General features: G+C 63.1%; 20 protein-coding genes and 1 pseudogene. 5 read left to right on the top strand and 16 right to left on the bottom strand.

The annotated features are described in order from the left end of the window. Positions 1 to 6 precede the first annotated feature (6 nt). Entirely contained in the window at positions 7 to 741 is a 735-nt protein-coding gene (locus tag OZ411_RS08440) for an SDR family oxidoreductase (protein WP_130578560.1), read from the top strand. Between the two features lie 176 nt (positions 742 to 917). Here OZ411_RS08440 and OZ411_RS08435 read toward each other — a convergent pair whose 3' ends face one another. Further along, entirely contained in the window at positions 918 to 1,988 is a 1,071-nt protein-coding gene (locus OZ411_RS08435) for a glycoside hydrolase family 88 protein (protein WP_282527555.1), read from the bottom strand. A gap of 882 nt (positions 1,989 to 2,870) precedes the next feature. On the opposite strand from OZ411_RS08435, the gene OZ411_RS08430 reads away from it, so the two are divergent. Beyond that, positions 2,871 to 3,461: a phasin family protein gene (locus tag OZ411_RS08430; protein WP_282527554.1), complete on the top strand. Its 591-nt coding sequence runs from the start codon at positions 2,871 to 2,873 to the stop codon at positions 3,459 to 3,461. Positions 3,462 to 3,468: 7 nt separating this feature from the next. Here the strand turns inward: OZ411_RS08430 and OZ411_RS08425 are convergent, their stop codons facing one another. The 7 genes from OZ411_RS08425 to urtA all read right to left on the bottom strand — a co-directional run bounded on the left by OZ411_RS08425 (position 3,469) and on the right by urtA (position 10,154). Next, on the bottom strand, positions 3,469 to 3,810 hold the full coding sequence (locus tag OZ411_RS08425; protein ID WP_130580549.1) for a zinc ribbon domain-containing protein: 342 nt from the start codon (positions 3,808 to 3,810) through the stop codon (positions 3,469 to 3,471). 88 nt (positions 3,811 to 3,898) lie between these two features. Next, a complete protein-coding gene (gene fmdA / locus OZ411_RS08420; RefSeq protein WP_282527553.1) occupies positions 3,899 to 5,128 on the bottom strand; it encodes a formamidase in 1,230 nt (409 codons plus the stop codon). A 28-nt stretch (positions 5,129 to 5,156) separates the two neighbouring features. Further along, positions 5,157 to 5,846 carry an urea ABC transporter ATP-binding subunit UrtE gene (gene urtE, locus OZ411_RS08415; protein ID WP_282527552.1) on the bottom strand — a complete coding sequence of 230 codons (690 nt, stop codon included), beginning with the start codon at positions 5,844 to 5,846 and terminating at the stop codon, positions 5,157 to 5,159. A 68-nt stretch (positions 5,847 to 5,914) separates the two neighbouring features. Beyond that, on the bottom strand, positions 5,915 to 6,670 hold the full coding sequence (gene urtD, locus OZ411_RS08410) for an urea ABC transporter ATP-binding protein UrtD (RefSeq protein ID WP_282527551.1): 756 nt from the start codon (positions 6,668 to 6,670) through the stop codon (positions 5,915 to 5,917). Between the two features lie 11 nt (positions 6,671 to 6,681). Further along, positions 6,682 to 7,821 (bottom strand): urea ABC transporter permease subunit UrtC, encoded by a 1,140-nt coding sequence (gene urtC / locus OZ411_RS08405; protein ID WP_282527550.1) that lies wholly within the window; start codon positions 7,819 to 7,821, stop codon positions 6,682 to 6,684. A 19-nt stretch (positions 7,822 to 7,840) separates the two neighbouring features. Continuing rightward, positions 7,841 to 8,767, bottom strand: a complete 927-nt coding sequence (gene urtB / locus OZ411_RS08400) for an urea ABC transporter permease subunit UrtB (RefSeq protein WP_282527549.1) — start codon at positions 8,765 to 8,767, stop codon at positions 7,841 to 7,843. Positions 8,768 to 8,891: 124 nt separating this feature from the next. Then, the gene (gene urtA / locus OZ411_RS08395; protein WP_130580554.1) at positions 8,892 to 10,154 is read right to left on the bottom strand and encodes an urea ABC transporter substrate-binding protein; all 1,263 of its coding nucleotides are present in this window, start codon (positions 10,152 to 10,154) and stop codon (positions 8,892 to 8,894) included. Positions 10,155 to 10,329: 175 nt separating this feature from the next. Between urtA and OZ411_RS08390 the strand changes: the two genes are divergently transcribed. Further along, positions 10,330 to 13,698 carry an ATP-binding protein gene (locus OZ411_RS08390; protein WP_282527548.1) on the top strand — a complete coding sequence of 1,123 codons (3,369 nt, stop codon included), beginning with the start codon at positions 10,330 to 10,332 and terminating at the stop codon, positions 13,696 to 13,698. Continuing rightward, positions 13,688 to 14,614, top strand: a complete 927-nt coding sequence (locus OZ411_RS08385; protein WP_282527547.1) for a response regulator — start codon at positions 13,688 to 13,690, stop codon at positions 14,612 to 14,614. The genes OZ411_RS08390 and OZ411_RS08385 overlap by 11 nt, the downstream gene beginning before the upstream one ends. Positions 14,615 to 14,710: 96 nt before the next feature. Here the strand turns inward: OZ411_RS08385 and OZ411_RS08380 are convergent, their stop codons facing one another. The 8 genes and pseudogenes from OZ411_RS08380 to OZ411_RS08345 form a co-directional block, all read right to left on the bottom strand. Continuing rightward, complete coding sequence (locus OZ411_RS08380; RefSeq protein WP_282527546.1) at positions 14,711 to 15,613, bottom strand: SMP-30/gluconolactonase/LRE family protein; 903 nt, start codon at positions 15,611 to 15,613, stop codon at positions 14,711 to 14,713. Between the two features lie 169 nt (positions 15,614 to 15,782). After that, complete coding sequence (locus OZ411_RS08375; protein ID WP_282527545.1) at positions 15,783 to 18,482, bottom strand: nitrate reductase; 2,700 nt, start codon at positions 18,480 to 18,482, stop codon at positions 15,783 to 15,785. Then, a complete protein-coding gene (locus OZ411_RS08370; protein ID WP_130580558.1) occupies positions 18,479 to 19,687 on the bottom strand; it encodes an FAD-dependent oxidoreductase in 1,209 nt (402 codons plus the stop codon). Before OZ411_RS08370 ends, OZ411_RS08375 begins: the two co-directional genes overlap by 4 nt. A 22-nt stretch (positions 19,688 to 19,709) precedes the next feature. Then, positions 19,710 to 20,146 (bottom strand): annotated as a pseudogene (locus OZ411_RS08365) (globin family protein). A gap of 21 nt (positions 20,147 to 20,167) precedes the next feature. Beyond that, a complete protein-coding gene (locus tag OZ411_RS08360; RefSeq protein WP_130580560.1) occupies positions 20,168 to 20,962 on the bottom strand; it encodes an ABC transporter ATP-binding protein in 795 nt (264 codons plus the stop codon). Positions 20,963 to 20,973: 11 nt separating this feature from the next. Continuing rightward, positions 20,974 to 21,870, bottom strand: coding sequence for a nitrate ABC transporter permease (gene ntrB, locus OZ411_RS08355; protein WP_282527544.1), 897 nt, complete (start codon positions 21,868 to 21,870; stop codon positions 20,974 to 20,976). Positions 21,871 to 21,932: 62 nt separating this feature from the next. Then, positions 21,933 to 23,252: a CmpA/NrtA family ABC transporter substrate-binding protein gene (locus OZ411_RS08350; protein WP_282527543.1), complete on the bottom strand. Its 1,320-nt coding sequence runs from the start codon at positions 23,250 to 23,252 to the stop codon at positions 21,933 to 21,935. 413 nt (positions 23,253 to 23,665) lie between these two features. Continuing rightward, positions 23,666 to 24,589, bottom strand: coding sequence for an intradiol ring-cleavage dioxygenase (locus OZ411_RS08345; RefSeq protein ID WP_282527542.1), 924 nt, complete (start codon positions 24,587 to 24,589; stop codon positions 23,666 to 23,668). 134 nt (positions 24,590 to 24,723) lie between these two features. On the opposite strand from OZ411_RS08345, the gene OZ411_RS08340 reads away from it, so the two are divergent. Beyond that, entirely contained in the window at positions 24,724 to 25,998 is a 1,275-nt protein-coding gene (locus OZ411_RS08340; protein ID WP_282527541.1) for a serine hydrolase domain-containing protein, read from the top strand. Positions 25,999 to 26,021 lie beyond the last annotated feature (23 nt).

The raw sequence follows: 26,021 nt of genomic DNA, 5'->3' as shown, positions 1-26,021 counted from the left end.
ATCCCGATGAATTCCAATTTTGATTTGGCCCCCGGATTCCATGCCGTCGTGATCGGCGGCGCCGGCGATATCGGCGCCGCCATCAGCAACCAGTTCTGCGATCTCGGCGCGACGGTGACCGCAACTGGCGTCAATGACGCCGATCTCGCGCGATCCCTCCTCAAGCCGCGCGCAGGCCTCACGCTCGCGACGCTCGACGTGACCAATGATGCCGAGGTGACGTCCTTCGCCCAACGACACACCCGCGTCGATGCGCTGGTCAATTGCGCCGGCATTCTGGCGCGCGACAAGGAATATGAGATCGAGACCTTCATGAAGGTGCTCGATGTCAATCTCACCGGCACGTTCCGGACCTGTTTGGCATTCCGCCCCCTGCTCGCGGACAGCAAGGGATCGGTCGTCAACATCGCCTCGATGAACGCCACGCTGGCGCTGCCGCGGATTCCCGCTTATTGCGCTAGCAAGGGCGGCGTCGTGATGCTGACCAAGGCGCTGGCCCTGGCCTGGGCTGAGGACGGCGTTCGTGTCAATGCGGTTGCGCCCGGCTACGTCGAGACAGCGATCAACGCCGCCGGCCGCACCGATCGCGCTCATTATCAGCGCATTGCCGACCGCACTGCTTTCAAGCGATGGGGGCAGCCGGAAGATATTGCCGGTGCAGTCGCCTTCCTCTGCATGCCGGCTTCGCAATATGCGACAGGTACGGTGGTCGCGGTGGACGGCGGGTTTCTTGCGGGATGAGACCCCTGAGAGGGGACACGACCTGGTCTCGCGATCGATCTTCACACGCCAATCGCGCGCGAGAACAGCCGATACACAACATGCAGAGCGCCACTGCTTCAAATTGGCCGAGAGTAGATTTCTGTTGATTTCCCGGTGCACACGTCGTGCACATGCCGCCTTCTGATGATGTGATGTTAGTGGACTAGTTCAGATGCAGCCAACAAGAGAGCGCCAGACCCGTAGAGTTGGGTGTCCGTGATCTGAACGGCGTCCGGCCTGTCGCCAATCTGCTGCACGCGGCCGAGCCGGCCGTTGACCGTCGCCGATGCCAGAGCCCGCCAGCCTTGTTCAATTACTGGACTAAACCGCTTTGCGTCGAGAAGTCCCATCCGCACCCCGGCGGCAAGGCCGTAGGTCAGGAATCCAGTGCAACTGGATTCCGGGGTGCCTACCTCGGGCGGAGCGAGCAACGATGTGGACCAGAAGCCATCCGGGCGCTGCAGGCTCGCTACGCGATCTGCGATCTCGACGAACAGGTTGACGTATTTCTCGCGCAGCGGGTCGCCGGGACGAAGCTCTCGCAGGATGTTGGCAAGCCCAGCGAGCACCCAGCCATTACCGCGGCCCCACAATATCTTTTCGCCATGTGCGCCAGTTTTCCCGATGAAGCGGCTGTCGCGGTAGAACAGGTGCTCCTGGCTATCGAATAGGAAGTCCTTCGTGGCCCAGAATTCCCTGTCGGCATAATCGCGGAAGCGCTGGTCCTTCTGGATGCGCGCAATGCCGAACCATGTCGCCGGCCCCATGAAGATGGCGTCAGACCAGCACCATCGCTGCAGGCACTCTGCGTTGTCGAATTCGAGCGAGACCTGTGGTGGGTGCTGCAGGATATATTCCAGCCGCTGCACGGTCGGCTCGATCATGCGCCGATCGCCGAAATGATCATAGGCGGCGATGTAGACCTGCCCGATGGCATGATCGTCCGCAAGGTAGATCGGGGGCGCCCAGTCGCTGTTGCCGATCTGCCAACCGGTGCGTTCTCCAAGCTCGCGGATCGCGTCGAAGTACTTCATCTGACCTGGTGTCGCGGCCCATCTTGCGAGACCGATATAGAAGGCGGCGCGTGTCCAATCTGTTTCAGGCGCCTGGGGTACTTCATGAAAATGCGACATTTGCCAGCTCGCGACTTGCTGGGCCGTGGTGCGTACGATTTCCGGCGCAAGTGAAGCAGTGAGCAGGACGGCCGCCAGTGCAATTGCCTTCATGCTCCCGCTCCTGACATTCCCAACTGCTGACTACCATCAGTCCATCGGCGGATCGTAGCGCGGCGCGACGGCACAACGCTATCGTAACTGTAACATCGCTTTCAGCCCTTGCAGCAGTGGGTCGGTTTGCGAAATCCGGTTTGCGCCACGAGCTGCCTTCCGCCAAGTCGCACTTTGTGAAGGGTTTCGGATGCCGGCCGCGTGAAGGACGGCGCCGCGTGCTCGGCGGCCGGCATCCGAAACCCTTCACAGCAGCGGCCGGCGCAGACGCGCATGGCGGCGATTGGTCGGCTACTTTCGTCGGCGCCGTGTTCGCTTTAGGGGACCCAAGTTCGATTTGCCGAGACGCTTCGCATTCGCTGCTACGCGCCGTCGATAACGACGAACTATTTCATCTCCCGAAGCTCCAGACATTAACCTTGTGCCGGCTTCGACGGCCGCATCGATCTTTTCGCTGATCAAGAGTTCGGCCTCGCGCCGGGCTCCTCTGCCACCCAACATCAGCTTCATCAGCCGCAGCGCAATCACATGATTGGCCTCAACCGCCAGCATCGTCAAAGATTTGAACCTTCGCCGACCCCTCAATCGCCGCATTACCAACTCCCCTACTGGACCATTGACCCACGGAGAACTCGCGCGACCTCTTATTGGGCTCCGGTGACGGCGCCGCGGTGGCTGCCCAGTATATGAGCCGTGCTTAAGAGAACAAACCTTCCCGTGCCCCAACGCAGCCGGAAATGGGCACGAGATGGCCGCCGGCGCCCCTCCTTCCAAATGTCACCACATGACTGCCACGCGAAGAACAAAGCCCAACCGCGAATCCAGCGCAAACACGACGGAGGCTTGCTGATCAATTGATATTTGATATCCGGAGCGATTCCAATGTTGAGTGCGGATGGGAATAAGCCGGTCGGAAAATCCAGCCAGCGCAAGGGGAAGACAGGACAGCAGCGCAAGAAGACTGTGCCGAGCAAGGAAGCCCGCGCACAACAAGTTCCCGAGCCGGCGCCCGTGGCGGTCCAACTGGAGGGCGCCCAACAACAGATCAATGAACCTGAGCAGATCAGCGAGGAGATTCAGTTCAACGAGCCGATCAGCACACCGGTCGCGTCGATCGAAAGCGCGTCGGTTGAGGCTTCCGCAACTGATACCGTCCCCGCCCTTCCCATCGTAGCGGCCGAGCCCGTCGCCGTCAGCGTAGCAACGATCGCCGATGCCTACAGCGACTATACCAGGAAATCGCTGAACCAAACCTTATGCTTCCTGGAGAAGCTCGCGGCCGTCCGCTCGCTCGACAAGGTGTTTGAGCTTCAGACGGAATTTGCGAAGCAGGCTTTCGAGACCTTCGTCGCCGAGTCGGAGAAGATCCGCAAACTCCACGGCGAACTGGCCAGGCAGAGAGTGGTGGGCTTCGAAGGGTTCGTCGCCAGGATCACCCAACCGACACTGGAGCTGCGCGCTACGCGCCACTAACCGAGTTCTAATGGCTGATCATCCAGGGGCGCGCGGTTGGAAAGCCCTTGGCGCCAGTCTTGCTCTTGGTCATCAGGCGCGCCGGCTTTTTGCCGGTGCAGCAGCCGCAGCCGGGGCCGTGTGAGGCCTTGTACTGGTCGAGCGTTTTCGGTGCATGCGCGCTGCGCTCGTTGACGACATGGGCCTTGCGCTTGTCGGAAGGCATGCAGAAGAAGCTCGGCGCGGTCAGGATGACGCGCGGCGATTGCGCTTCGCATTGCGGGCAGTCTTGCGGCAGGTCGCATTCGGACATCGGCCGCATGTCCTTGAACGGACCGCACTCGTTGCAGAGATATTCGTAGACAGGCATTTTTCCTCCTTGCGCGATCAAACTTGAAAACTCGCGGCGGATGCGGGGCGGCAAATACGCGCCGTCCCGCACCTCGTTGCGCAGGGAGTTACTTGTCCGGCGAGATCGGCATCTGGATGTCGCCCGTGATGTGCTTGATCGGCCCGGCCGACGACGGCATCACGTCGAAGTCGAAGATCTCCGTCGGCAGCCATAGCGTGGCACAGGCATTGGGCACGTCGACGACCCCGGAGATGTGGCCCTGGCACGGCGCGGTGCCGAGGATCGAATAGGCCTGCGCGCCGGAGTAGCCGAACTTCTTCAGATATTCGATCGCGTTCAAACAGGCCTGGCGATAGGCGATGTGAACGTCGAGGTAATGCTGCTTGCCGGCTTCGTCGACCGAGATGCCTTCGAAGATCAGGAAGTCCTTGTAGTTCGGCGTGATCGGCGACGGCTTGAAGATCGGATTCTTGATGCCGTATTTCGCCACGCCATCCTTGATGACATCGACCTTGATGTGCAGCCAGCCGGCCATCTCGATCGCGCCGCAGAAGGTGATCTCGCCGTCGCCCTGGCTGAAGTGGAGGTCGCCCATCGAGAGGCCGCCGCCGGGCACATAGACCGGGAAGTAGATCTTCGAGCCGCGCGAGAGATCCTTGATGTCGCAATTGCCGCCATGCTCGCGCGGCGGCACGGTGCGCGCGCCTTCCGCGCCGATCTTGGCCTTGACGTCGTCCTTGGCGCGGCCGGCATGCGCGGTCGGCGCAAACGGCGGATTGGCGAGCCCAGGAACGCGGGTCGGATTGGTCGCGATCAGTTCGGCCTCGCGCGCGTTCCAGGTCGACAGCAGTTTTGGATCGGGCAGGCAGCCGATCAGGCCGGGATGGATCAGGCCGGCGAAGTTCACGCCGGGCACGTGACGCGACGAGGTGTAGAGGCCCTTGATGTCCCAGATCGACTTCTGCGCCAGCGGGAAATGATCGGTGAGGAAGCCGCCGCCATTCTGCTTGGAGAAGAAGCCGTTGAATCCCCACAGGCTCTCCTTGAGCGGACCGACGTCGAGGAGATCGACGACCAGGAGGTCACCCGGCTCGGCGCCCTTGACGCCGATCGGGCCGGATAGGAAGTGCACGATCGACAGATCAATGTCGCGCACGTCATCGGCGGAATCGTTGTTCTTGATGAAACCACCGGTCCAGTCATAGGTCTCGATGATGAAGTCGTCGCCGGGATTGACCCACGCCACGATCGGGATGTCCGGGTGCCAGCGGTTATGCACCATGTCGTTGTCGTAAGCCGATTTGGTGAGATCGACCTTGATGAGTGTCTCTGGCATCAAAAGCTCCCCTTTTTACTTGCCTTGGTTAGACGGACAGATATTTCGAGATCTGCGCGGCATCGACAGCATCACGCGGATCGTCGCGGACGATCTCGCCGTTCTCGATGACAAGCACACGGTCGGCGATGTCGAGCGCGAAGCTCAACACCTGCTCGGAGACCACGATCGAGAGACCGCGCTCGTCACGGATGCGCCTCAAGGTGCGCGCCATCTCCTTGATGATCGACGGCTGGATGCCCTCGGTCGGCTCATCCAGCAGCAGCACTTTCGGCTTGGTCGCGAGCGCCCGCGCAATCGCGAGCTGCTGCTGCTGGCCGCCGGACAGATTGCCACCGCGGCGGTTCTTCATCTCCAAGAGCACCGGGAATAGTTCGTAGATATCCCCGGGCACTTCGGACTCGCCGTGCACGACGAGGCCGGTCTCGATGTTCTCCTTCACCGTCATGGTGGAGAAGATCATGCGGCCTTGCGGCACATAGGCGAGGCCCTTGGCCACGCGCTCATAGCTTTCGAGCTTGTTGAGCTCGGTGCCATCCATGGTCACCGAGCCGCTCTTGGCCGGCAAGATGCCCATCAGCGACTTCATCAGCGTGGTCTTGCCCATGCCGTTGCGGCCCATGATCGCCACGATTTCGTTGGCCGCGACTGACACGTTGAGCCCGTGCAGCACCTCGCTCTGGCCATAGGCGACGTGAAGATCGGAGATTGCGAGCATCGACGTGTTCCTTATTTCTTGCGCATGATCTTGTCCGGAAACCGGACGCCACTTTCCGGGATCATGCGCTAGTGCCCGAGATAGACTTCGATGACCTTGGGATCGTTCTTGACGTGCTCCATCGTTCCCTCGGACAAAATCTGCCCCTGATGTAGCACGGTGACCTTGTGGGCGATGTCCTCGACGAATTTCATATCGTGCTCGATCACGAGCACGGAGCGGCCCTTGATGATGCGGTTGAGCAGTTCGGCGGTCTTGGCGCGCTCGGACACGCTCATGCCGGCGACGGGCTCGTCCAGCATCAGGAGGTCCGGGTCCTGGATCAGCAGCATGCCGATCTCGAGCCATTGCTTCTGCCCGTGGCTCAACTGGTCCGCATAGGTGTGGAGGCGATCTTTGAGGAAGATCATCTCGGCGACTTCCTCGACGCGCTCTTTCACCGTAGCGTCGCGCTGGAACGTGAGCGAGCCGAACACGGTCCGGCCGCGCGGGAAGGAAATCTCCAGGTTCTCGAACACGGTGAGGTCTTCGAACACCGAGGGCGTCTGGAACTTGCGGCCGACACCGGCCTGCACAATCTCGTTCTCGCGCAGCTTCGTCAGCTCCTGGCCGCGGAACTGGATCGAGCCCGAGGTAGCTTTGGTCTTGCCGCAGATCAGGTCAAGGACGGTGGTCTTGCCGGCGCCGTTGGGGCCGATGATGACGCGGATCTCGCTATCCTCGACGTAGAAGGAGAGATCGTTGACCGCCTTGAAGCCGTCGAAGGAGACGGTGAGGCCGGAGACCGCGAGCAGGAAATCCTTGGGCTGATGACCGATGAGCATGACCCTCTCCCCTACTCTGCCGGTGCGCCGTCGGCGACGGGGAAGCCGTTACCGGGTTTCGACTTACGCGAGGCCAGCAGGCGATCGATGTGCGGCTGGACGTAGTCCTGCCAGATCCCTGAGAGCCCGTTCGGGAATGCCAGCACGACCGCGATGAAGAGCGCGCCCAGGCCGAACAGCCAGAGTTGCGGAAACGATTCCGACAGGCTGGTCTTGGCGAAATTGACCAGCAATGAACCCCAGACCGCGCCGAAGATCGACATCCGGCCGCCGACCGCGGTGTAGATCACCATCTCGATCGACGGCACGATGCCGACGAAAGATGGCGACATGAAGCCGACTTCGAGCGTGAACATGGCGCCGCCGATCGCGGCGAAGATCGCGGCAGCGCAGAAGGCGAAGATCTTGAAATTGGCGACGCTGTAGCCGGAGAAGCGAACGCGGTCCTCCTGCTCGCGCATTGCCACCAGGATGCGGCCGAGCTTCGTCAGGCGGATGAACTGTGCGGCGATGATGCAGGCGAACAGCAGCACGACCTCGACGAAATAGAGGATGAACTTGGCATGATCGGTGCGGATGTCCCAGCCGTGCAGCGTGCGGAGATCGGTGATGCCGTTGATGCCGCCGGTGTAGCCCTGCTGTCCGACGATCAGGATGGTCATGATCGCAGCGATCGCCTGCGTGATGATCGCGAAATAGACGCCGCCGACGCGCCGCTTGAACATCGCCGCGCCGATGATGAAGGCGAAGATTCCCGGCACCAGCATGATGGCGATCAGGGTGATCGGGAAGCTGTGGAACGGCTTCCAGAAAAAGGGAAGCTGCGTGAGCTGGTTCCAGTCCATGAAATCGGGAATGCCTGGAGTCGACTGAATCTTGGTGTTCTCGACGCTGGAGGCCTCGAGCTTCAGGTACATCGCCATGCAGTAGCCGCCGAGACCGAAGAACACGCCCTGCCCCAGGCTCAGGATGCCGCCATAGCCCCAGCACAGCACCAGACCAATGCCGACGAACGCGTAGGTCAGATATTTGGCGACCAGGTTGAGGCGGAAGATATCGAGCGACAGCGGCAGGATGGCGAAGAGGAGGAGCGCGAGCGCGATGAAGCCGATCAGTTCGGTGCGGTTGAAAAAGCGCGAGTTGATGATCATGACCTTTGCCTGCTTGTTCTTACTTGCGGACCTTGAGTGCAAACAGTCCCTGTGGCCGCACCATCAGGATCGCGACGATTGCAAGCAGCGTCAGCACCTTCGCCATCGAGCCCGACAGGAAGAACTCCATGGTCGACTGCGCCTGCGAGATGGTGAAGGCGGAAGCGATGGTGCCGAGCAGCGAGGCCGCGCCGCCGAACACGACGACCAGGAAGGTGTCGACGATGTAGAGCTGGCCGGCGGTCGGCCCGGTCGAGCCGATCATGGTGAAGGCGCTTCCCGCGATCCCTGCGATGCCGCAGCCGAGGCCGAAGGTGTAGCGGTCGACCTTCTCGGTGTTGATGCCGACGGCGCCCGCCATCACGCGGTTCTGCACGACGGCGCGGACCTGGCGGCCCCAGCGCGACCAGAACAGCACATAGGCGACGACGATGGTGATCAGCACGGTGAGTCCCATCACGAACATGCCGTTGATCGGGATCTGGATCGCGTCGGTCGCCTGCCAGGAGCCCATCATCCATTCCGGCAGTTCGACGCCGACCTCGCGCGCGCCGAACAGCGAGCGATAGGCTTGCTGCAGGATCAGGCTCAATCCCCAGGTTGCCAGCAGCGTATCCAGCGGGCGCTTGTAGAGATGGCGTATCAGCGCCCATTCGACCAGCATCCCGAGCGCGCCGGAGGCGATGAACGCCAGGATCATCGCGAGGAAGAAGTAGCCAGGGAACAGCGACGGCAGATATTGCTGGAAGCCGTTCGACGTCATCCAGGTGACGTAGGCGCCCAGGATCATGAACTCGCCATGGGCCATGTTGATGACGCCCATCTGGCCGAAGATGATGGCGAGCCCCAGCGCCATCAGAACGTAGACCGAGAACAGGATCAGTCCGGCAAAGCCTTGCATGGCGAAGATGGCGCCGAGATCGCTGAGCGAATAGTCACCGAACATGATCCGTCCTCTGCATGGGGCAGCTTTACGCGCGCGCACGGCGCGTGCGTTTTGGGTGGCGCGGGCCCTGCGGCCCACGCCGATGTCATGAGAGTTGAGAAGCGGCCTCAGCCGAGGCGCGTTCTCACTGGTAGCCCTTCGGGAACGGATCGGGCTCGACGAGATCGGCGGTCTCGTAGATCAATTCATACTGGCCGTCCGCCTTGGCGCGGCCGACGCGCGTCTTCGACCAGAGGTGATGGTTCTCGTGGATGCGGACATAGCCTTCGGGCGCGCCCTTGAACTCGACGCCGGGCGATGCCGCCGCGATCTTGTCGATGTCGAAGGAGCCCGCCTTCTCCACCGTCAACTTCCACAGCCACGGGCCGAGATAGGCGGCCTGGGTGACGTCGCCGATCACGGTTTTCTCGCCCCACATCTTCTTGAAGGCGGAGACGAAAGCCTTGTTGTTGGGATTGTCGAGCGACTGGAAATATTTCATGCAGGCATAGGCGCCCGCGATGTTTTCACCGCCGATGCCGTCGATTTCGTCTTCGGTCACCGAGATCGTGAGCAGCGTCTGCTTGGAAAGGTCGATGCCCGCTGCCTTGAGCTGCTTGTAGAAGGCGACGTTCGATCCGCCGACGATGATGGCGTAGATCACGTCCGGCTTGGTCAACTTGATCTTGTTGATGACCGAGTTGAACTGCGTGTGGCCGAGCGGGAAGTATTCCTCGCCAACGACCTTGGCGCCCTGCAGATGGCCCTCGATGTGCTTGCGCGCGATCTTGTTGGAGGTGCGCGGCCAGATGTAGTCGGAGCCGAGCAGATAGAAGGTCTTGGCGCCCTTGGTCTTGTTGACCCAGTCCAGCCCCGCGATGATCTGCTGGGTGGCTTCCTGGCCGGTGTAGATGACGTTCTTGGACTGCTCGAGGCCTTCGTAGAAGGTCGGGTAGTAGAGCATGCCGTTATACTGCTCGAACACCGGCAGCACCGCCTTGCGCGAGGCCGAGGTCCAGCAGCCCATCACGGCCGCGCATTTGTCGTTGACGAGGAGCTTCTTCGCCTTCTCGGCGAAGGTCGGCCAGTCGCTGGCGCCGTCCTCCTGGATGAACTTGATCTTGCGGCCGAGCACGCCGCCTTCCGCATTGATCTGCTCAATTGCCAGTTTTTCCGCTTCGACCGACCCGGTCTCGGAGATTGCCATGGTGCCGGTGACGGAGTGCAGGATGCCGACGGTCACTTCGCTATCGGTGACGGCAAGGCCGGTGGTGTTGACCGCGGACGTTGGCGGAGCTTCCGCAAACGAGGCGCGTGGAAGCATCGAGATGGCCGGCAGCGCCGCCATTCCCATCAGGAGCTTGCGCCGAAGCGGCGACCGCAGGCCCGGTTTCTTTTCGTCTGACATGAGCACCCCAACTGGTTCGAGAACGCGCTTAATGGTCAGGCGAGGATTGCCCAGATTTGTGCAGCGCACTGATACGCAAGATTGCGTATACTGCACCGCAAAATAGCGACGTAGGTTCTGGTACGGGATTTGCGAGCCAACGGGCGAGACCGACGTCGGCTCAGGAGGTGGGGAATTGGCAGGGCGGCAGCGGATAGACCGCGTCAGGCGCCAGTATAATCAGTGGGTTGCCAACCAGACGCTGGAGGACTACGCGCTGCGCTTCACCGCAAAGAGCGCGCGCCGCTGGTCCGCCGCCCGCGTTGCCAACACCGCGCTGGGCGCGATCTCGTTCCTGGCGCTGGAAGCGATCGGCGGCACCATCACGCTGAACTATGGCGCGATGAACGCGACCGCCGCCATCCTCGTGGTCAGCGCCATCATCTTCTGCTGCGGACTGCCGATTGCCTATAACGCCGCCAAGTTCGGCATCGATATCGACCTGCTGACGCGCGGCGCCGGCTTCGGCTATATCGGCTCGACCATCACCTCGCTGATCTACGCCTCCTTCACCTTCATCTTCTTTGCGATCGAGGCGGTGATCCTCGCCACCGCGCTTGAAATGTGCTTCGGCATCCCGCGGCCGATCGGCTACGTCATCAGTGCGGTCGTGATCATCCCGCTGGTGGTCTACGGCATCACCCTGATCAGCCGCTTCCAGTTGTGGACGCAGCCGATCTGGATCGTGCTGCACATCCTGCCTTTTGCCGCGATCGCCTACGCCCATCCGCGCTCCTTCATCGAGTGGCGCAACTTCGCCGGCGAGCATGGCGACCCCTCCGGCCAGATCGACTTGCTGCTGTTCGGCACCGCGGCGTCCGTGGTGTTCTCGCTGGTGGCGCAGATCGGCGAGCAGGTCGACTTCCTCCGCTTCCTGCCGCGCGACCGGCGGACGTCGCGGCGGGCATGGTGGATCGCGCTGCTCAGCGCGGGGCCGGGCTGGATCGTGCTGGGCGCGCTGAAGCTGCTGGCGGGATCGTTCCTTGCCTTCTTCGCGCTGAGCCACGGCGTCTCCTATGAGCACGCCGCCGAGCCCGCGAACATGTATCTGGAAGCGTATCGCTACGTGCTGTCGCAGCCGGATCTGGCGCTGGCGCTGACCGGGACATTCGTGATCCTGTCGCAGGTGAAGATCAACGTCACCAACGCCTATGCCGGCTCGATCGCCTGGTCGAACTTCTTCTCCCGCCTCACCCACAGCCATCCCGGCCGCGTGGTCTGGCTGGTCTTCAACGTGATCGTCGCGCTCTTGTTGATGGAGATCGGCGTCTACAAGGCGCTGGAGCAGACGCTCGCGCTCTATTCCAATGTCGCGATCGCCTGGGTCGGTGCTCTCGTGGCCGACCTCGTCGTCAACAAGCCACTGGGCCTCCGACCGCAACACATCGAATTCAAGCGCGCCCATCTCTGCGACATCAACCCGGTCGGCGTCGGCGCGATGCTGATTGCGACCATCGTCTCGATCAGTGCTTTCTATGGCGTGTTCGGACCGACAGCGAAAGCGCTCTCCGCCTTCGTCGCGCTGGCCGTGGCCTTCGTCACTGCGCCACTGATCGCCTGGGCCACCGACGGCAAATACTACATCGCGCGCAAGCCGAAGCGGAGCTGGCAGAACCTCGATCAGATCCAGTGCTGCATCTGTGAACATTCGTTCGAGCCTGAGGATATGGCCGCCTGCCCTGCCTATGCCGGCCCGATCTGCTCCTTGTGCTGCTCGCTGGATGCGCGCTGCCACGACCTCTGCAAGCCGCATGCGCGGATCCAGGCGCAGGTGTCGGAGACCCTGGGCAAATTGCTGCCGCAGCCGATCTATGCCCGCATCAATTCGCAGCTCGGGCATTATCTCGGTGTATTCGCGGTCTCCGCTGGCCTGGTCGGGCTGGTGCTCGGCCTGATCTATCTGCAGACCTCGGCGACTGTTGAAGCCGGCGACCTATTGTCGGACGTGCTGTGGAAGGTATTTTTCGGGCTGACCATCATCATCGGCGTGGTCGCCTGGCTGTTCGTGCTGGCGCAGCAGAGCCGACGCGCGGCGGAGGAAGAGACCCGGCGGCAGACCGCGCTCCTGATCCAGGAAATCGACGCCCACAAGCGCACCGACGCCGAATTGCAGCGCGCCAAGGAAGTCGCCGAATCCGCCAACCTCGCCAAGAGCCGCTATGTCGTCGGCCTGAGCCACGAGCTGCGCTCGCCGCTGAACGCGATCTCCGGCTACGCGCAACTGCTCGACCAGGACAACAGCCTGCAGACGCGACCGCGCGAACAGGTGCGCGTTGTTCGCCGTAGCGCCGACCATCTCTCCGGATTGATCGACGGCATTCTGGACATCTCCAAGATCGAGGCCGGCCGGCTGTATCTGTCGCGCGACGAGGTTCGTCTCAATGATTTCCTCGACCAGCTCGTTGGCATGTTCCGCTTGCAGGCGGCGGCGAAAGGCGTCGAATTCATCTTCAAGCGGCCGGCCGTGCTGCCGGTCGTGGTCTATGCCGACGAGAAGCGGCTGCGGCAGATCCTGATCAACCTGCTGTCGAACGCGATCAAGTTCACGCAAGCCGGGCATGTGCAATTCGTCGTGCACTACCGCAGCCCGGTCGCCGAATTCGAGGTGATCGACACCGGCCCCGGCATCCAGCCGGACGATCTCGAACGCATCTTCGCGCCATTCGAGCGCGGCGCGCTCGGCGTCTCCCAGCCGCAGACCGGCACCGGCCTCGGGCTGACCATCAGCCGGCTGCTGGCGGGCGTGATGGGCGGCGACATCAAGGTGACCAGCGCCGTCGGCGCCGGCAGCACCTTCCGCGTCAAGATATTGCTCTCGGAAGTGACCAATCCGCGGCGCAGCGCGCCGATCGATGCGCCGGTCTATGGCTATCACGGGGCGCGCAAGACGGTCCTGATCACCGACGATGATCCGACGCATCGCGATCTCCTGCGCGAGGTGCTGGCGCCGCTCGGATTCATCCTGCTCAGCGCGCCCGACGGGCCCGGGTGCCTCGCGCTGGCGCAGCATTGCCGGCCCGACCTGTTCCTGCTCGACATCTCCATGCCGGGCATGGACGGCTGGACGGTCGCGGAAGCGCTGCGCTCGGCCGGCCATCACCAGGCACGCATCCTGATGATCTCGGCGAGCGCGCTGGAGGCGCATGGCGCGCCGCTGGCGCAACCGTTCCATGACGGCTACCTGATGAAGCCGATCGATATCCCGCGCCTGCTCGAGACCATCCGCCTGCTGCTCAAGCTCGACTGGCAGCACGACGCCGACGAGGTGGCCGTGCCGCAGTGGCAGCCGGAAAGCGGCTCGCGGCCGCCGGTGAAATATATCGAGGAACTGATCGGCCTCGGGCAATTGGGCTATATCCGGGCGATCCAGCTCAAGCTCGACGAAATCGGAACTGAATATCCTGAACATGCCGACTTCGTCGCGCAGATGCGCTCACTGGTCGATCGTTTCGACCTCGATCAGTACATGGCGACCCTGAAGGCGCTGCACAGTTATGACCATTGAAAGCAAGAAGCGCGACGTCGCGCTCGTCGTCGACGACTCGCCGGAGACGCTGCGGCTCCTGACCGACGCGCTCGACGGCGCTGGCATGACCGTGATGGTGGCGCTCGACGGCGCCTCCGCGATGCGGATCGTGGACCAGATCACGCCCGACATCGTGCTGCTCGACGCGGTCATGCCCGGCATGGACGGTTTCGAGACCTGCCGCCGGCTGAAGCGCGATGCCGGGCTCGACAATGTGCCGATCATCTTCATGACCGGCCTCGCCGAGACGGAGCACATCGTGCGCGGATTGGAGGCCGGCGGCGTCGACTATGTGACCAAGCCGATTGTGGTAGAGGAAATGCTGGCGCGCATCCGCGTACATCTCGCCAACGCGCGGATGACGCAGAGCGCGCGCGCCGCGCTCGACGTCTCCGGCCGCTATCTGCTCGCGGTCAACGCCGCCGGCAAGATCCTGTGGGCCACGCCGCAGGCGCAGAGGCTGCTATCGGACACGCTGGCGGAAGACGGCGATGACGTCGTGCTGCCCGATCCGATCCCGCAATGGCTGGAGCAGGCGCAGAAGGGCAAGACGGCAGCAAAGACCACGACCATGGCGTCGTTTCCCGGCAACGAGCAATTGCGGCTGCAATATATGGGCAAGCTCGGCGCCAATGAATTCCTGCTGCGGCTGGCGAAAGACACCAGCGCCGATATGCCCGCGGAATTCTCCAGCGAACTCGGCCTCACCACGCGCGAGGGCGAGGTGCTGTCTTGGCTCTCCAAGGGCAAGACCAACCGCGACATCGCGCAGATCCTGGGGCTAAGCCCACGCACGGTCGACAAGCATCTCGAGCAGATCTACTCCAAGCTCGGGGTGGAGAACCGCACCGCGGCGGCCGCGATTGCGGTGAATGCGAAGAACAGGAAGTCGTGAGGCAAATTTCACCGTCCGTCATTGCGAGCGAAGCGAAGCAATCCACCTCTCCACTTGCGGAGACATGGATTGCTTCGTCGCCTCGCAATGACGGCGCTACTTATCAAGCACGCTGATATCAGCGACCAGCACGCTGCCCGTCGCAGATTCCGTAATGTAGAGCCGGTCACGGTTCGGGCCGCCGATCGCGACGTTGGTGACGGCATTTCCGGCGCAGGACTTGATGCGCGCGATCAGCTCGCCTGACGGCGCGAACACGAAGACGTGGCCGAGCGAGACATGGGCGACGAACAGCCGCCCGGCTTTGTCCATCGTGATCCCGTCAGGCCCGCCGGGGCCGAACATCGAGCAGAAGCGGCCGACCTTCGACACGCTGCCGTCCTTCATGAACGGCGCGCGCCACACCGCGTTGTCGCGGGTCATCGCGACGAACAGCACGGCCTCGTGCGGATCGAGCACCAGCCCGTTGGGGCTGACACCGGTCTGGATCAGGCAATCGAGCTGGCCGCTTGCCCGCAGGCGGTAGACCCGGCCGCTCGGATCGTGCAGGCCGGTCTGGCCCTGGTCGGTGAAATAGATGTCGCCGTTGGAGGCGATGTGCAGATCGTTGCAGCCGCGGAAGGATTCCGAATTGCGCGAGGTCAGCACCGGAATCATCCGCCCTGCCCGCGCGTCGAGCTCCATGATGCCGTGCCGATAATCGGCGACAAGGATGCGCCCCTTGGAATCGATCTTCAGCCCGTTCGGCCATCCCTGATATTCGACGGCCAGCGACCATTTCTTATCCGGCGAAATCCTGAAGATGCGACCGAAGGGGATATCGACGATGTAGAGATTGCCATCCGCGTCGAAGGACGGGCCTTCGATGAAACAATCGGTTGGCTGACCCGGGCGATTGGCATCTGCCCATTCGGTTGAGTGCTTGCGCCGGAATTCGTCCGGCATGGCTGAGAAGATCGCGGTCTCGATCAGTTTCGGCGGCGTTTCCAGGTACAGCATTTCTTGGTTCACCCGTTATCGGAACGGGCGGCACCATAGAGGACATCGAAGGCGACGTCGATTAGCTCCCCACCGTCATTGCGAGGAGCCCTTGCGACGAAGCAATCAATGCCTCCACAAGCGGCGAGATGGATTGCTTCGCTGCGCTCGCAATGACGTGGGGAGAGACCTAATTGGCCGCAGCCAATGGTGGTTGTTCAGAATCTCGCGCCCCCGTCTGCGCGATGAGCCGCTTCAATTCCGGGATGCAGGAGCCGCAATTGGTGCCGGCCTTGAGCTTTGCACCGATCTCGGCCGGAGAGCTCGCGCCGGCGGCGATCGCATCGCAGATTGTGGCGCGGCCGACGCCGAAGCAGGCGCAGACGATCGGGCCGGCGTTGGCGAGGCCGTCTGCCGATTTGCCTGATAGCAGCATGCGCCGCTGCCCGTCGCTGAGCGCATCGGCGGCGAACAAGCCTTTCACCACGTTCCAGTCGCCGGCATCATCAGCGGGGCCGAGAAACAGGCAGGTCTCGATGCGGCCGTTATTGAACGAGGCGCCGCGGTAGATGCCGCCGCCGAAATCCTTGTATTCGGCGAGATCGCCCTCGGTGTTCATCCTGAGCCAGAGCTGCCAGCCCAACAGGTCGGCATTGTCTGCGAACAGGTAGCCGTGGCCGCCATTGACCGCGACGCGCGCGACCCAGGCATGAACAGGCAATTGCAGCGGCTGGCGCGACAAGGCAAAGCCGCGGAACACATATTCATAGGGCGCGATCGAGGCCGGCGTCGCCTTGTTCTCGGGCTGGCCGGAGAACGGATCGGTGAAGGGCGCAACCAGCGAACCGACGCGGGCGCCGGTCGCGGTGGCCTCGCTCCAGTGGATCGGCGCGAACAGCATGCCGCGCTGCTGGCGCTCGCTGACGACGACGCGGAGCGTGCATTGCCCGTAGTCGGTGGTGACGCGGGCAAAGCTGCCGTCGCTCACGCCGTAGCGCAGCGCATCATCAGGATGAACCTCCACGAACGGCTCGGGCAGATGCTGGCCGAGCCTCGGGCTCGCGCCGGTGCGCGTCATCGTGTGCCACTGGTCGCGGATCCGGCCGGTGTTGAGCCGCAACGGCCGCGCCGGCGTCGTCTCGGTCCGCAGCGACGGAATCTCCGGCGCGACGAAGCGCGCCTTGCGGTCGTTGGCGAAGAAGCCGCCTTCCGCGAAGAAGCGCGGCTGCGGCGATGCATCCTGCCGCACCGGCCATTGCACCGGCGCCATCACGTCAAAAGCCTCGTCCGACAACGACGTCAGCGCGCCGATATCGAAATCTCTGATGCCGTTGTTTTCGAACGCCGACAGCGCCGCGTGCTCGCGGAAGATGTCAGCCGCGGATTTGAAGTCGAACGCCGCACCAAAGCCGAGGCGCCTTGCGACCTCGCACAGGATCCACCAGTCCGGCTGCGCTTCGCCAGGAGACTCCAGGAACGTGCGCTGCCGCGAGATGCGGCGCTCGGAATTGGTCACCGTGCCGGATTTCTCGCCCCAGGCCTGCGCCGGCAACAGCACATGCGCTCCGGCATCGACGGTGTCGTTGGAGCGAACATTCTCCGACACCACGAACAGCTCCAACTTCTTCAGCGCTTCGCGCGCAGCGTCGGCATCCGGCAGCGATACCGCCGGGTTGGTGCCCATCACCCACAGAGCCTTGATCTCGCCGCGTCCGATCGCCTCGAACATCTGCACTGCCTTCGACCCCTCATGGGTGGCGATGCGCGGCGCCTTCCAGAAACGGCGGACGCGGTCGATGTCCGGCGGCGTGAAGACCATATGGGCGGCGAGCTGGTTGGCGAGCCCGCCGACTTCGCGCCCGCCCATCGCGTTCGGTTGTCCCGTCAGCGAGAACGGGGACGCGCCGACCTTGCCGATGCGGCCCGTGGCGAGGTGGCAGTTGAGGATGGCGTTGACCTTGTCGGTGCCCTGCGCCGACTGATTGACACCCTGCGAATACAGGGTCACCGCACGCGGCGTGTTGGCGAACATCTTGAAGAACGTCGCGACGTCCTGCTCGGAGAGGCCGGTCGCGAGCGCCGTCGCGCCGACGCTGCCGGCCATGCCGCGGGCGCGCGCCAGCGCCTCGTCGAAGCCGACCGTATAGTGGTCGATATAGGTGTGGTCGAGCGCGCCGCTGTCAGCAAGATGCACCAGCAGGCCGCAGAACAATGCGGTGTCGGTGCCGGGCTTCAAGCCGAGGAAGAGATCGGCATCCTCAGTCGTATCGGTGCGGCGCGGATCGATCACCACGATGCGCGCGCCACGCTGCTGCTTGTTGGCGAGCATGCGCTGGAACAGCACCGGATGGCACCAGGCGGCGTTGGAGCCGACCAGCACCAGGAGGTCGGCCTGTTCGAGATCCTCGTAACAGCCGGGCACGGTGTCGGCGCCGAAGGCGCGGCGGTGGCCTGCGACCGAGGACGACATGCACAGCCGCGAATTGGTGTCGACATTGGCGCTGCCGATGAAGCCTTTCATCAGCTTGTTGGCGACGTAGTAATCCTCCGTCAGCAACTGACCGGAGAGATAGAACGCGACCGCACCGGGGCCGTCGCGCGCGATGATGTGCTTGAAGCGGTGTGCGACATGGTCGAGCGCGTCGCTCCAGGCGATGCGCTCCATCCCGTTGTCGCAGCGGATCATCGGATAGAGCAGCCGGTTCGATAACCCGAGCGTCTCGCCGAGGGCGGAGCCCTTCGAGCACAGGCGTCCGAAATTAGCGGGGTGATCGGGATCACCCGCGATCGCGGCGCCGCCCTTGCCGTCAGGCGTCGCCAGGACGCCGCAGCCGACGCCGCAATAGGCGCAGGTGGTCTTGACGGTCCGGAGAGCGGGATCGGCGCTCATGCCGCCTCCGCCGTCGAACGGCCGAACATCATGTCGCCGCGAATCTTCGTAACGGGTCTCGCGCTACGGATCAGGTCGAGATACCAGAGCGCATCTGACGTGTCGCCGATCAGAACCGCGCCGGTCAGGCGCCCGTCTGCAATCACGAGCTTCTTGTAGGTCCCGTGGTTAACGTCGCTGAACACGATGCTCTCGCTGCCTTCGGCGCCCATGAAATCGCCGGCGGAAAACACGCTGACACCGGACACTTTCAAATTGGTTGCCACGATGCTGCCGGCATAGGCGACATCCTGCCCGGCGAGATGCCGCGCCAGCACGCGCGCCTGCTCATAGGCCGGCTCGACCAGGCCGTAGCAGACGCCGCGATGCTCGGCGCATTCGCCGACCGCGAACACGCCTTCCGCAGCGGTCTGTAAGCAATCGTCAACCACGATGCCGCGATTGACGGCAATGCCGGCTTCCTTTGCCAACGCGATGTTCGGCCGGATGCCGGCGGCGAAGATCACCGCGTCCGCCTTGATCAGGCGTCCATCCGCAAGCTCGACGCCTTCAACGCGGCCTTCGCCATGGATGCGCGCTGTGCTGGCCTCAAGCAGGATCTCGATGCCCTTCTGCTCGACCAGCGATTTCAAGAGTGCGCCTGCTGGAACATCGAGCTGGCGCTCCATCAACCGGTCCATCAGGTGCACTAGCGTCACCGGCGCCCCGGCCTTCGCAAGCCCATAGGCCGCTTCAAGCCCGAGCAAGCCGCCGCCGATCACGACCACGCGCGTCTTGCGTGCTGCGAGCGCGAGCAACAGGTCGACGTCGCGGCTGTCGCGAAACGTGTGCACGCCGGCCAGATCGGCGCCCGGCACGTTCAAGCGCAGCGCCGACGAGCCGGTGGTCAAGACGAGCTTCGAGAAGACGATGCTCTCCTCGCCTTCGATCTTCAGTTCGCGGCGGCCGACATCGATCTCGGTGGCGACGCAGCCATATTTCAGCGTGACGCCGCGGTCGCGCCACCATGATGCCGGCTGCAGCTCGATATCCTCCGACGTGGTCTCGCCGGCAAGAACGGAGGACAATAGCACGCGGTTATAGGCGAGCCGCGGCTCGCTGCCGATCACCGCGATGGCGTAGCGCCCGAGCGCCACCTTCGACAATTCGTCGACCAGGCGCGCAGCCGCCATCCCGTTGCCAACAATGACCAGAGGTTCGCTCACGGCGCATTCCCTATTCGGCAGCTCAGGTGCTGCCGTAAGCTTCCGAAATCATGTAGCCGGACAGCGTACCGTAGGCCGCAGTCCAGGCATCGGCGACATCAGACGTCCAGGCTTCGCCGAGCCCTTTCTCCAAGGTCCACAACAGCGCGCCGCCGACAACGGGATAATGCTCCGGCTTGGTCCCGTAGCTCACATGCCGCTTGGCGAGCGCGCTTGCAGCGGGCAGCACGGATTGCAGATTGCTGAGCCCATTCACCACCACAGCCAGCACCGCCATCAGTTTCTTGCGCTGTTCGGTCATGTCGTCCGGAAACATCGCCCTCACCGCCGGCGCGACCTCGAACAAGCGATCATAGAGACCTCGAACAAGCGATCATAGAAGAGGGTCGCCGCCTGCTCGGAGATCGGCGCGACCTTGGAGAAACTCTCTTGCACGAGTTTGACTTGCTCCGGTGTCATGCTGCGCTCCGTGGTTGGAACCTACGCCGCCTCGACGAAGCGATGCCGCTCGTAGAGGAATTCGAGCACGCGCTGCCGGCACTTGAGGTAGCTGGAGTTGGTGGCGAGCTCGAGCCGCTTGCGCGGCCGCGCCAGCGGCACTTCCAGCACTTCACCGATCCGTGCGCTCGGACCGTTGGTCATCATCACGATGCGGTCCGACAACAGCACCGCCTCGTCGACGTCATGGGTGATCATCAAGATGGTGTTGCCGAGCTTCTGGTGCAGAGCCATCACGGAATCTTGCAGATGCGCGCGGGTCAGCGCATCGAGCGCGCCGAAGGGTTCATCGAGCAAGAGCACCTTCGGCTCCATGGCGAGCGCCCGCGCGATGCCGACGCGTTGCTTCATGCCGCCGGAGATTTCGTTGGGGCGCTTGTCCTTGGCATGCGCCATCTGCACGAGGTTGAGATTGTGCATCACCCAGGCGTCGCGCTCGGCCCGCGTCTTGGTCTTGGCGAACACTTTGTCGACGCCGAGCTTGACGTTCTCGTAGACCGTCAGCCAGGGCAGCAGGCTGTGGTTCTGGAACACCACCGCGCGATCCGGACCCGGCGAGTTGACCTCGCGGTTCTCCAGCAGCACGCCGCCATGGGTGGCGCCAGTGAGGCCGGCCACGATGTTGAGCAGCGTGGACTTGCCGCACCCGGAATGGCCGATGATCGAGACGTATTCGCCTTTCTCAATCGTCAGGTTGATGTCCTTCAAAACCTCGGTCGTGGAATTGCCGCGGGTGAAGGTCTTGTCGATGTGATCGAGCTTCAGATAGGCGTGCATGACATTTCCCTTCAGTTCACGGCGGTGCCGTGGGTCACGAACTTCGCCAGCCCTGCGATCAGGCGGTCGAGCACGAAGCCGATGATGCCGACATAGAACAGCGCCAGGATGATTTCGCTGATGTGCGAGGAATTCCAGGCATCCCAGATGAAGAAGCCGATACCGACGCCGCCGATCAGCATTTCGGCTGCGACGATCGCTAGCCAGGACAGCCCGATACCGATGCGCAAGCCAGTGAAGATGTAGGGCGCCGCCGCCGGAATCATGATCTTGGAGAAGAACTCGAGCGGATTGAGCTGCACGACCGCGGCGACGTTGCGGTAATCCTGCGGGATATTCCGGATGCCGACCGCGGTGTTGATGATGATCGGCCACACCGAGGTGATGAAGATCACGAAGATTGCCGACGGATGGCCGTCGCGGAAGGCCGCGAGCGACAGCGGCAACCAGGCGAGCGGCGGGATCGTGCGCAGGACCTGGAACAAGGGATCAAGCCCGCGCATCGCCCAGACCGATTGACCGACCAGCGTGCCGAGCGCAACTCCGACGATCGCCGCGATCGAATAGCCATAGGCGACGCGCTGCAGGCTCGCCGACAGGTGCCAGAACAGGCCCTTGTCGATGCCGCCATGGTCGAAGAACGGATCGAAGATCAGTTCCTTGGTGTCGCTGAACACACGCGAGGGCGGCGGCAGCGCCGAGCCGGCGCGCCGGCAGATCAGCTCCCAGACCACGAGCAGGAGCGCGACGACGATCAGCGGCGGCACCACGCGCGCCGCGGCTTCCTTCGCCATCTTGGCGTATTTCTCGGACTGCGGCGCACGCTTCGGCGTCATGGTCACGACCGGCGCGGAGGCGACCGGAAGCGCCGTCGTCGCGGCGTCGGTTTTCACTGCAGGCATAGACATCGAAAATCTCTCTCCGTGTTCAGGTGCCGGGCCACGCACACATGCGCGCGGCCTTGCGCGGATCAGACGTCAACACGCTTGATGGACAGCGACTTCAGGTAGGCCGACGGATTCTCGGGATCGAACACCTTGCCGTCGAAGAAGGTCTCCTTGCCGCGCGAGGTCGAGGTCGGAATTTCGGACGCGGGCACGCCCATTTCCTTGGCCGCCTCGCGCCACATATCTTCGCGATTGACCTTGGCGATCAGCGCCTTGGTGTCGAAGCCCGCTTCATACTTGCCCCAGCGGATGTCTTCCGTGAGGAACCAGAGATCGTGGCTCTGGAACGGATAGGACGCGAAATCGCGCCAATACTTCATGACGTGCGGCGAGTTCTCGACCACCTTACCGGGGATGCCGTAGTCGAACTTGCCGGCGGTGCGGTCATAGACGTCCTCGACCGGGCAATTCATCCATTGCCGCTTGCCCATGATCGAAGCGAGTTCCTGCTTGTTCTCCGCCTTGTCGGACCATTGCTGGGCTTCCATCACCGCCATCAGCAGCGCCTTGGCGGCTTTCGGATATTTGTCGACGAAAGCGGCGCGCATGCCGAACGACTTTTCCGGATGCTTGTTCCATATTTCCCCGGTCGTGACAGCGGTGTAGCCGATGCGCTGGTGGATCAACTGCAGATTCCAGGGCTCACCGACGCAAAAGCAATCCATGGTGCCGACCTTCATATTGGCGACCATCTGCGGCGGCGGGACAACGATGGTCTCGATGTCCTTGTCGGGATCGATGCCGCCGGCGGCGAGCCAATAGCGGATCCAGAGATCATGGGTGCCGCCTGGGAAGGTCATGGCCGCCTTCACGGCCTTGCCGGAGGCCTTCTTCTTTTCCAGTGCCGCCTTGAACGGCGTGGCGTCGACGCCGAGTTTGAGATCGGCATATTCGCCGGCGACCGAGATGCACTGACTGTCGAGGTTGAGCCGCGCCAGGATGTACATCGGCGTCGGCTGGTTGTTCTGCGTCACCTTGCCGGCGGAGATCAGGTAAGGCATCGGCGTGAGGATATGTGCGCCGTCGATGCCGTTGCCTTCCGAGCCGAGCACGAGATTGTCGCGCGTCGTGCCCCATGAGGCCTGCTTCTGCACGTCGACATCGGGCATGCCGTATTTGGCGAAGATGCCCTTATCCTTGGCGACGAACAGCGGGCCGGCGTCGCTGAGCGCGATGAAGCCGAGCTTGGCGCCCTTCACCTCGGGGCCCGCGCCTTGCGCGAATGCGCCGGCCGGTAAATTCAGTTTCGCCGCGGCGAGCAATGCGGCCGCTCCGCTTGCCGCCTTCAGAAGCTGGCGGCGGCTGACGCCATAGCGGGAGGTCTCTTTGGTCGGCTTCGTCATGCGTGCAAATGTCCTTTGCGTCTGAATGCCCGTCCGCTTGTGGCGCCGCGCTAAAGCGCACGGGGTCGCGTGCTGGGGAGGCCCCAGTCTGGCGGTGTCACAATTCGGATGATTGGTTTCGAGGGACGGCTTCAATGGCGTCGCAACATAGCCATTCAAGCTTCGTGCCAAGCCGCGACGTTGGAAAAATTCTAAGGAATGTAACGGGTTGGGGGTCGCGCAGGACGGCGCGGCTCGTCCGGTTCCGCCGCCAAAATTTGCGATTCGCTCAATCCTTGTGCGCCGCACAAAATTTGAGCAGATCATGTTCGGACCCGTAGCCCGGGTGGAGCGCAGCGCAACCCGGGACATCTGCGCGCGTGGTTACGAGCGACCCCGGGTTACGCTGGCGCTCTACCCGGGCTGCGCGTGCCCTACGCCTCTTCGCCAACCTTTTCCGCCTTCACGCCGAGCGGCGCCGGCGGCGTTCCCTCGCCGGGCTTGATGCGGAAGTCGTAGGTCATCAGGTGCCACGGCTCGCTCGTTTTCGTGCCGTCGGGCATCACAGGATCGGTGCGCTTCTCGATCTTCGCGACCAGTTCGTCCTTGACGCCGAACACCACGTCGGAGTCGAGATATTTGTCGCCCTCCATGAAGACGTGGGTGATCAGCGGCTCATAGCCCTTCGCCGCGACCAGGAAATGGATGTGTGCAGGACGCATCGGATGACGCCGCGTCTGCATGATCATCTCGCCGACCGGGCCGTCGGTCGGGATCGGATAGCTGCAGGGCAGAATAGTGCGGAAATGGAAACGGCCGTCATCGCCGGTGATGAAGCGCGCCCGCGACGACGGACCCTGCGTCGCATAGCTCGGCTTCTGTGAATCGTAGAAGCCATCGTCATCGGCATGCCAGACGTCAACAGGCGCGCCCGCGACCGGCTTGCCGTCGAGATCAGTGACGCGCGCCTGCACGTATAGCCGCTCGCCCGGCAGCAGCGCCGAGATGTCGGTGCCATCAGGCGCCACCTTGTGCTCGCCGACATAGAACGGACCGAGCACCGTGGTCTCGGTGGCGCCGTCGCGGTCGCGGTGGTTGACGGCATCGACCAGCATGGAGACGCCGAGCACGTCGGAGAGCAGGATGAACTCCTGGCGGATATCGGTGCATTTGTGACCGGTGCGGGTCAGGAAATCGATCGCATATTCCCACTCCGCGAAGGTGAGGTCGGTGCGGCGGACATAGTCGTGCAGCGACTTCACCAATTCCTGAAGCAGGAATTTTGCCCGCGGATTCGGCGTTTCCTCGAAACTCTGGATGACGGCGGCAGTCAGCTCAGTGTCGTTGAATTGCGGCATTGCTTCCATCCCTGCGAAATCGGTATCGCCTGGCTTCAGCCTACACGACGGCCCACGGCGGCGTAAGCGCCAGGTGATTGGAACACAGGACACTTTTCGGCTATCAAGGCCTGCCTCACAACCGGAGAAGAGCGATGCTAGCCCCCACCCCCGCTTTCCCCGAATCCGCCGGCATGTCGCAAGCGGCGCTCGATCGCCTCGAGGACCATCTGAAGCGGCGCTACATCGAGGCCGGGCGGTTTCCGGGCACCCAGCTCCTGATCTATCGCCGCGGCAAGATCGTGCATTCGACCGTGCAGGGCTTTGCCGATGTCGAGCGCAAGGTGCCGGTCAAGGACGACACCATCTTCCGCATCTATTCCATGACCAAGCCGATCACCTCGGTCGCCTTCATGATGCTGGTCGAGCAAGGCCTCGTCGCGCTCGACGAGCCCGTCCACAAATATATCCCGGAATGGAAGAACCTCGGCGTGTTCCAGGCCGGCACCGCGCCAGCGTTCCTGACCAAGCCGCCGTCGCGGCCGATGCTGATCGTCGACCTCTTGCGGCACACCTCGGGGCTCACCTACGGCTTCCAGCAGCGCTCCAATGTCGATGCAGCCTATCGCGAGAACAAGATCGGCGAAGTCGTCAAGGCCGGCACGCTCGACACCATGATCGATGATCTCGCCAAGATCCCGCTGGAATTCTCGCCTGGCGAGGCCTGGAATTATTCAGTTGCCACCGACGTGATCGGCTATCTCGTCGGCAAGATCAGCGGCATCCCGTTCGAGCAGTTCCTGAAGGAGCGCATCTTCAACCCACTGGGCATGAACGATACCGATTTCTTCGTGCCCGCAGACAAGGCTCATCGCCTGGCGGCCTGCTATTCCGCCGACCCACAAGGCGGCATGACGTTCCACGCCGCCGAGCGCAAGGGCGGGCTGACGCTGCAGGATGACCCGGCCACCAGTTCGTTCCTGTCGCCGCCTTCGCTGATTTCCGGCGGCGGCGGATTGTGCTCGACAGCCGCCGACTATCTCACCTTCTGCCGCGCGCTGCTCAATGGCGGCGAGGTCGGCGGCGTGCGGCTGATCGGGCCGAAGACGTTGAAGCTGATGACATCGAACCACCTGCCCGGCGGCGTCGACCTGCCGGCACTGTCGCGCTCGCTGTTCTCGGAGGCGGCCTATAACGGCATCGGCTTCGGTCTGGGCTTTGCCGTGACCATGAACCCGGCGCAGACGCTGCTCGCCGGCAGCCCCGGCGAATACAATTGGGGCGGCGCCGCAACCACGTCGTTCTGGATCGACCCGGCGGAGGAATTGATCGCGATCTTCATGACCCAGGTGCTTCCCTCCAGCGCCTACCCGCTCCGGCGCGAGCTGCGCACCATGGTCTACGCCGCGATCACCGACAGCAATCTTTGACGCCCAAAGATTCCGCGGCGCAG

Source organism: Bradyrhizobium sp. Arg237L (assembly GCF_029990105.1).
Taxonomy (GTDB): domain Bacteria; phylum Pseudomonadota; class Alphaproteobacteria; order Rhizobiales; family Xanthobacteraceae; genus Bradyrhizobium.
Note: the sequence above shows the minus strand (reverse complement) of the source record. Positions and strands in the feature narration are given on the sequence as shown.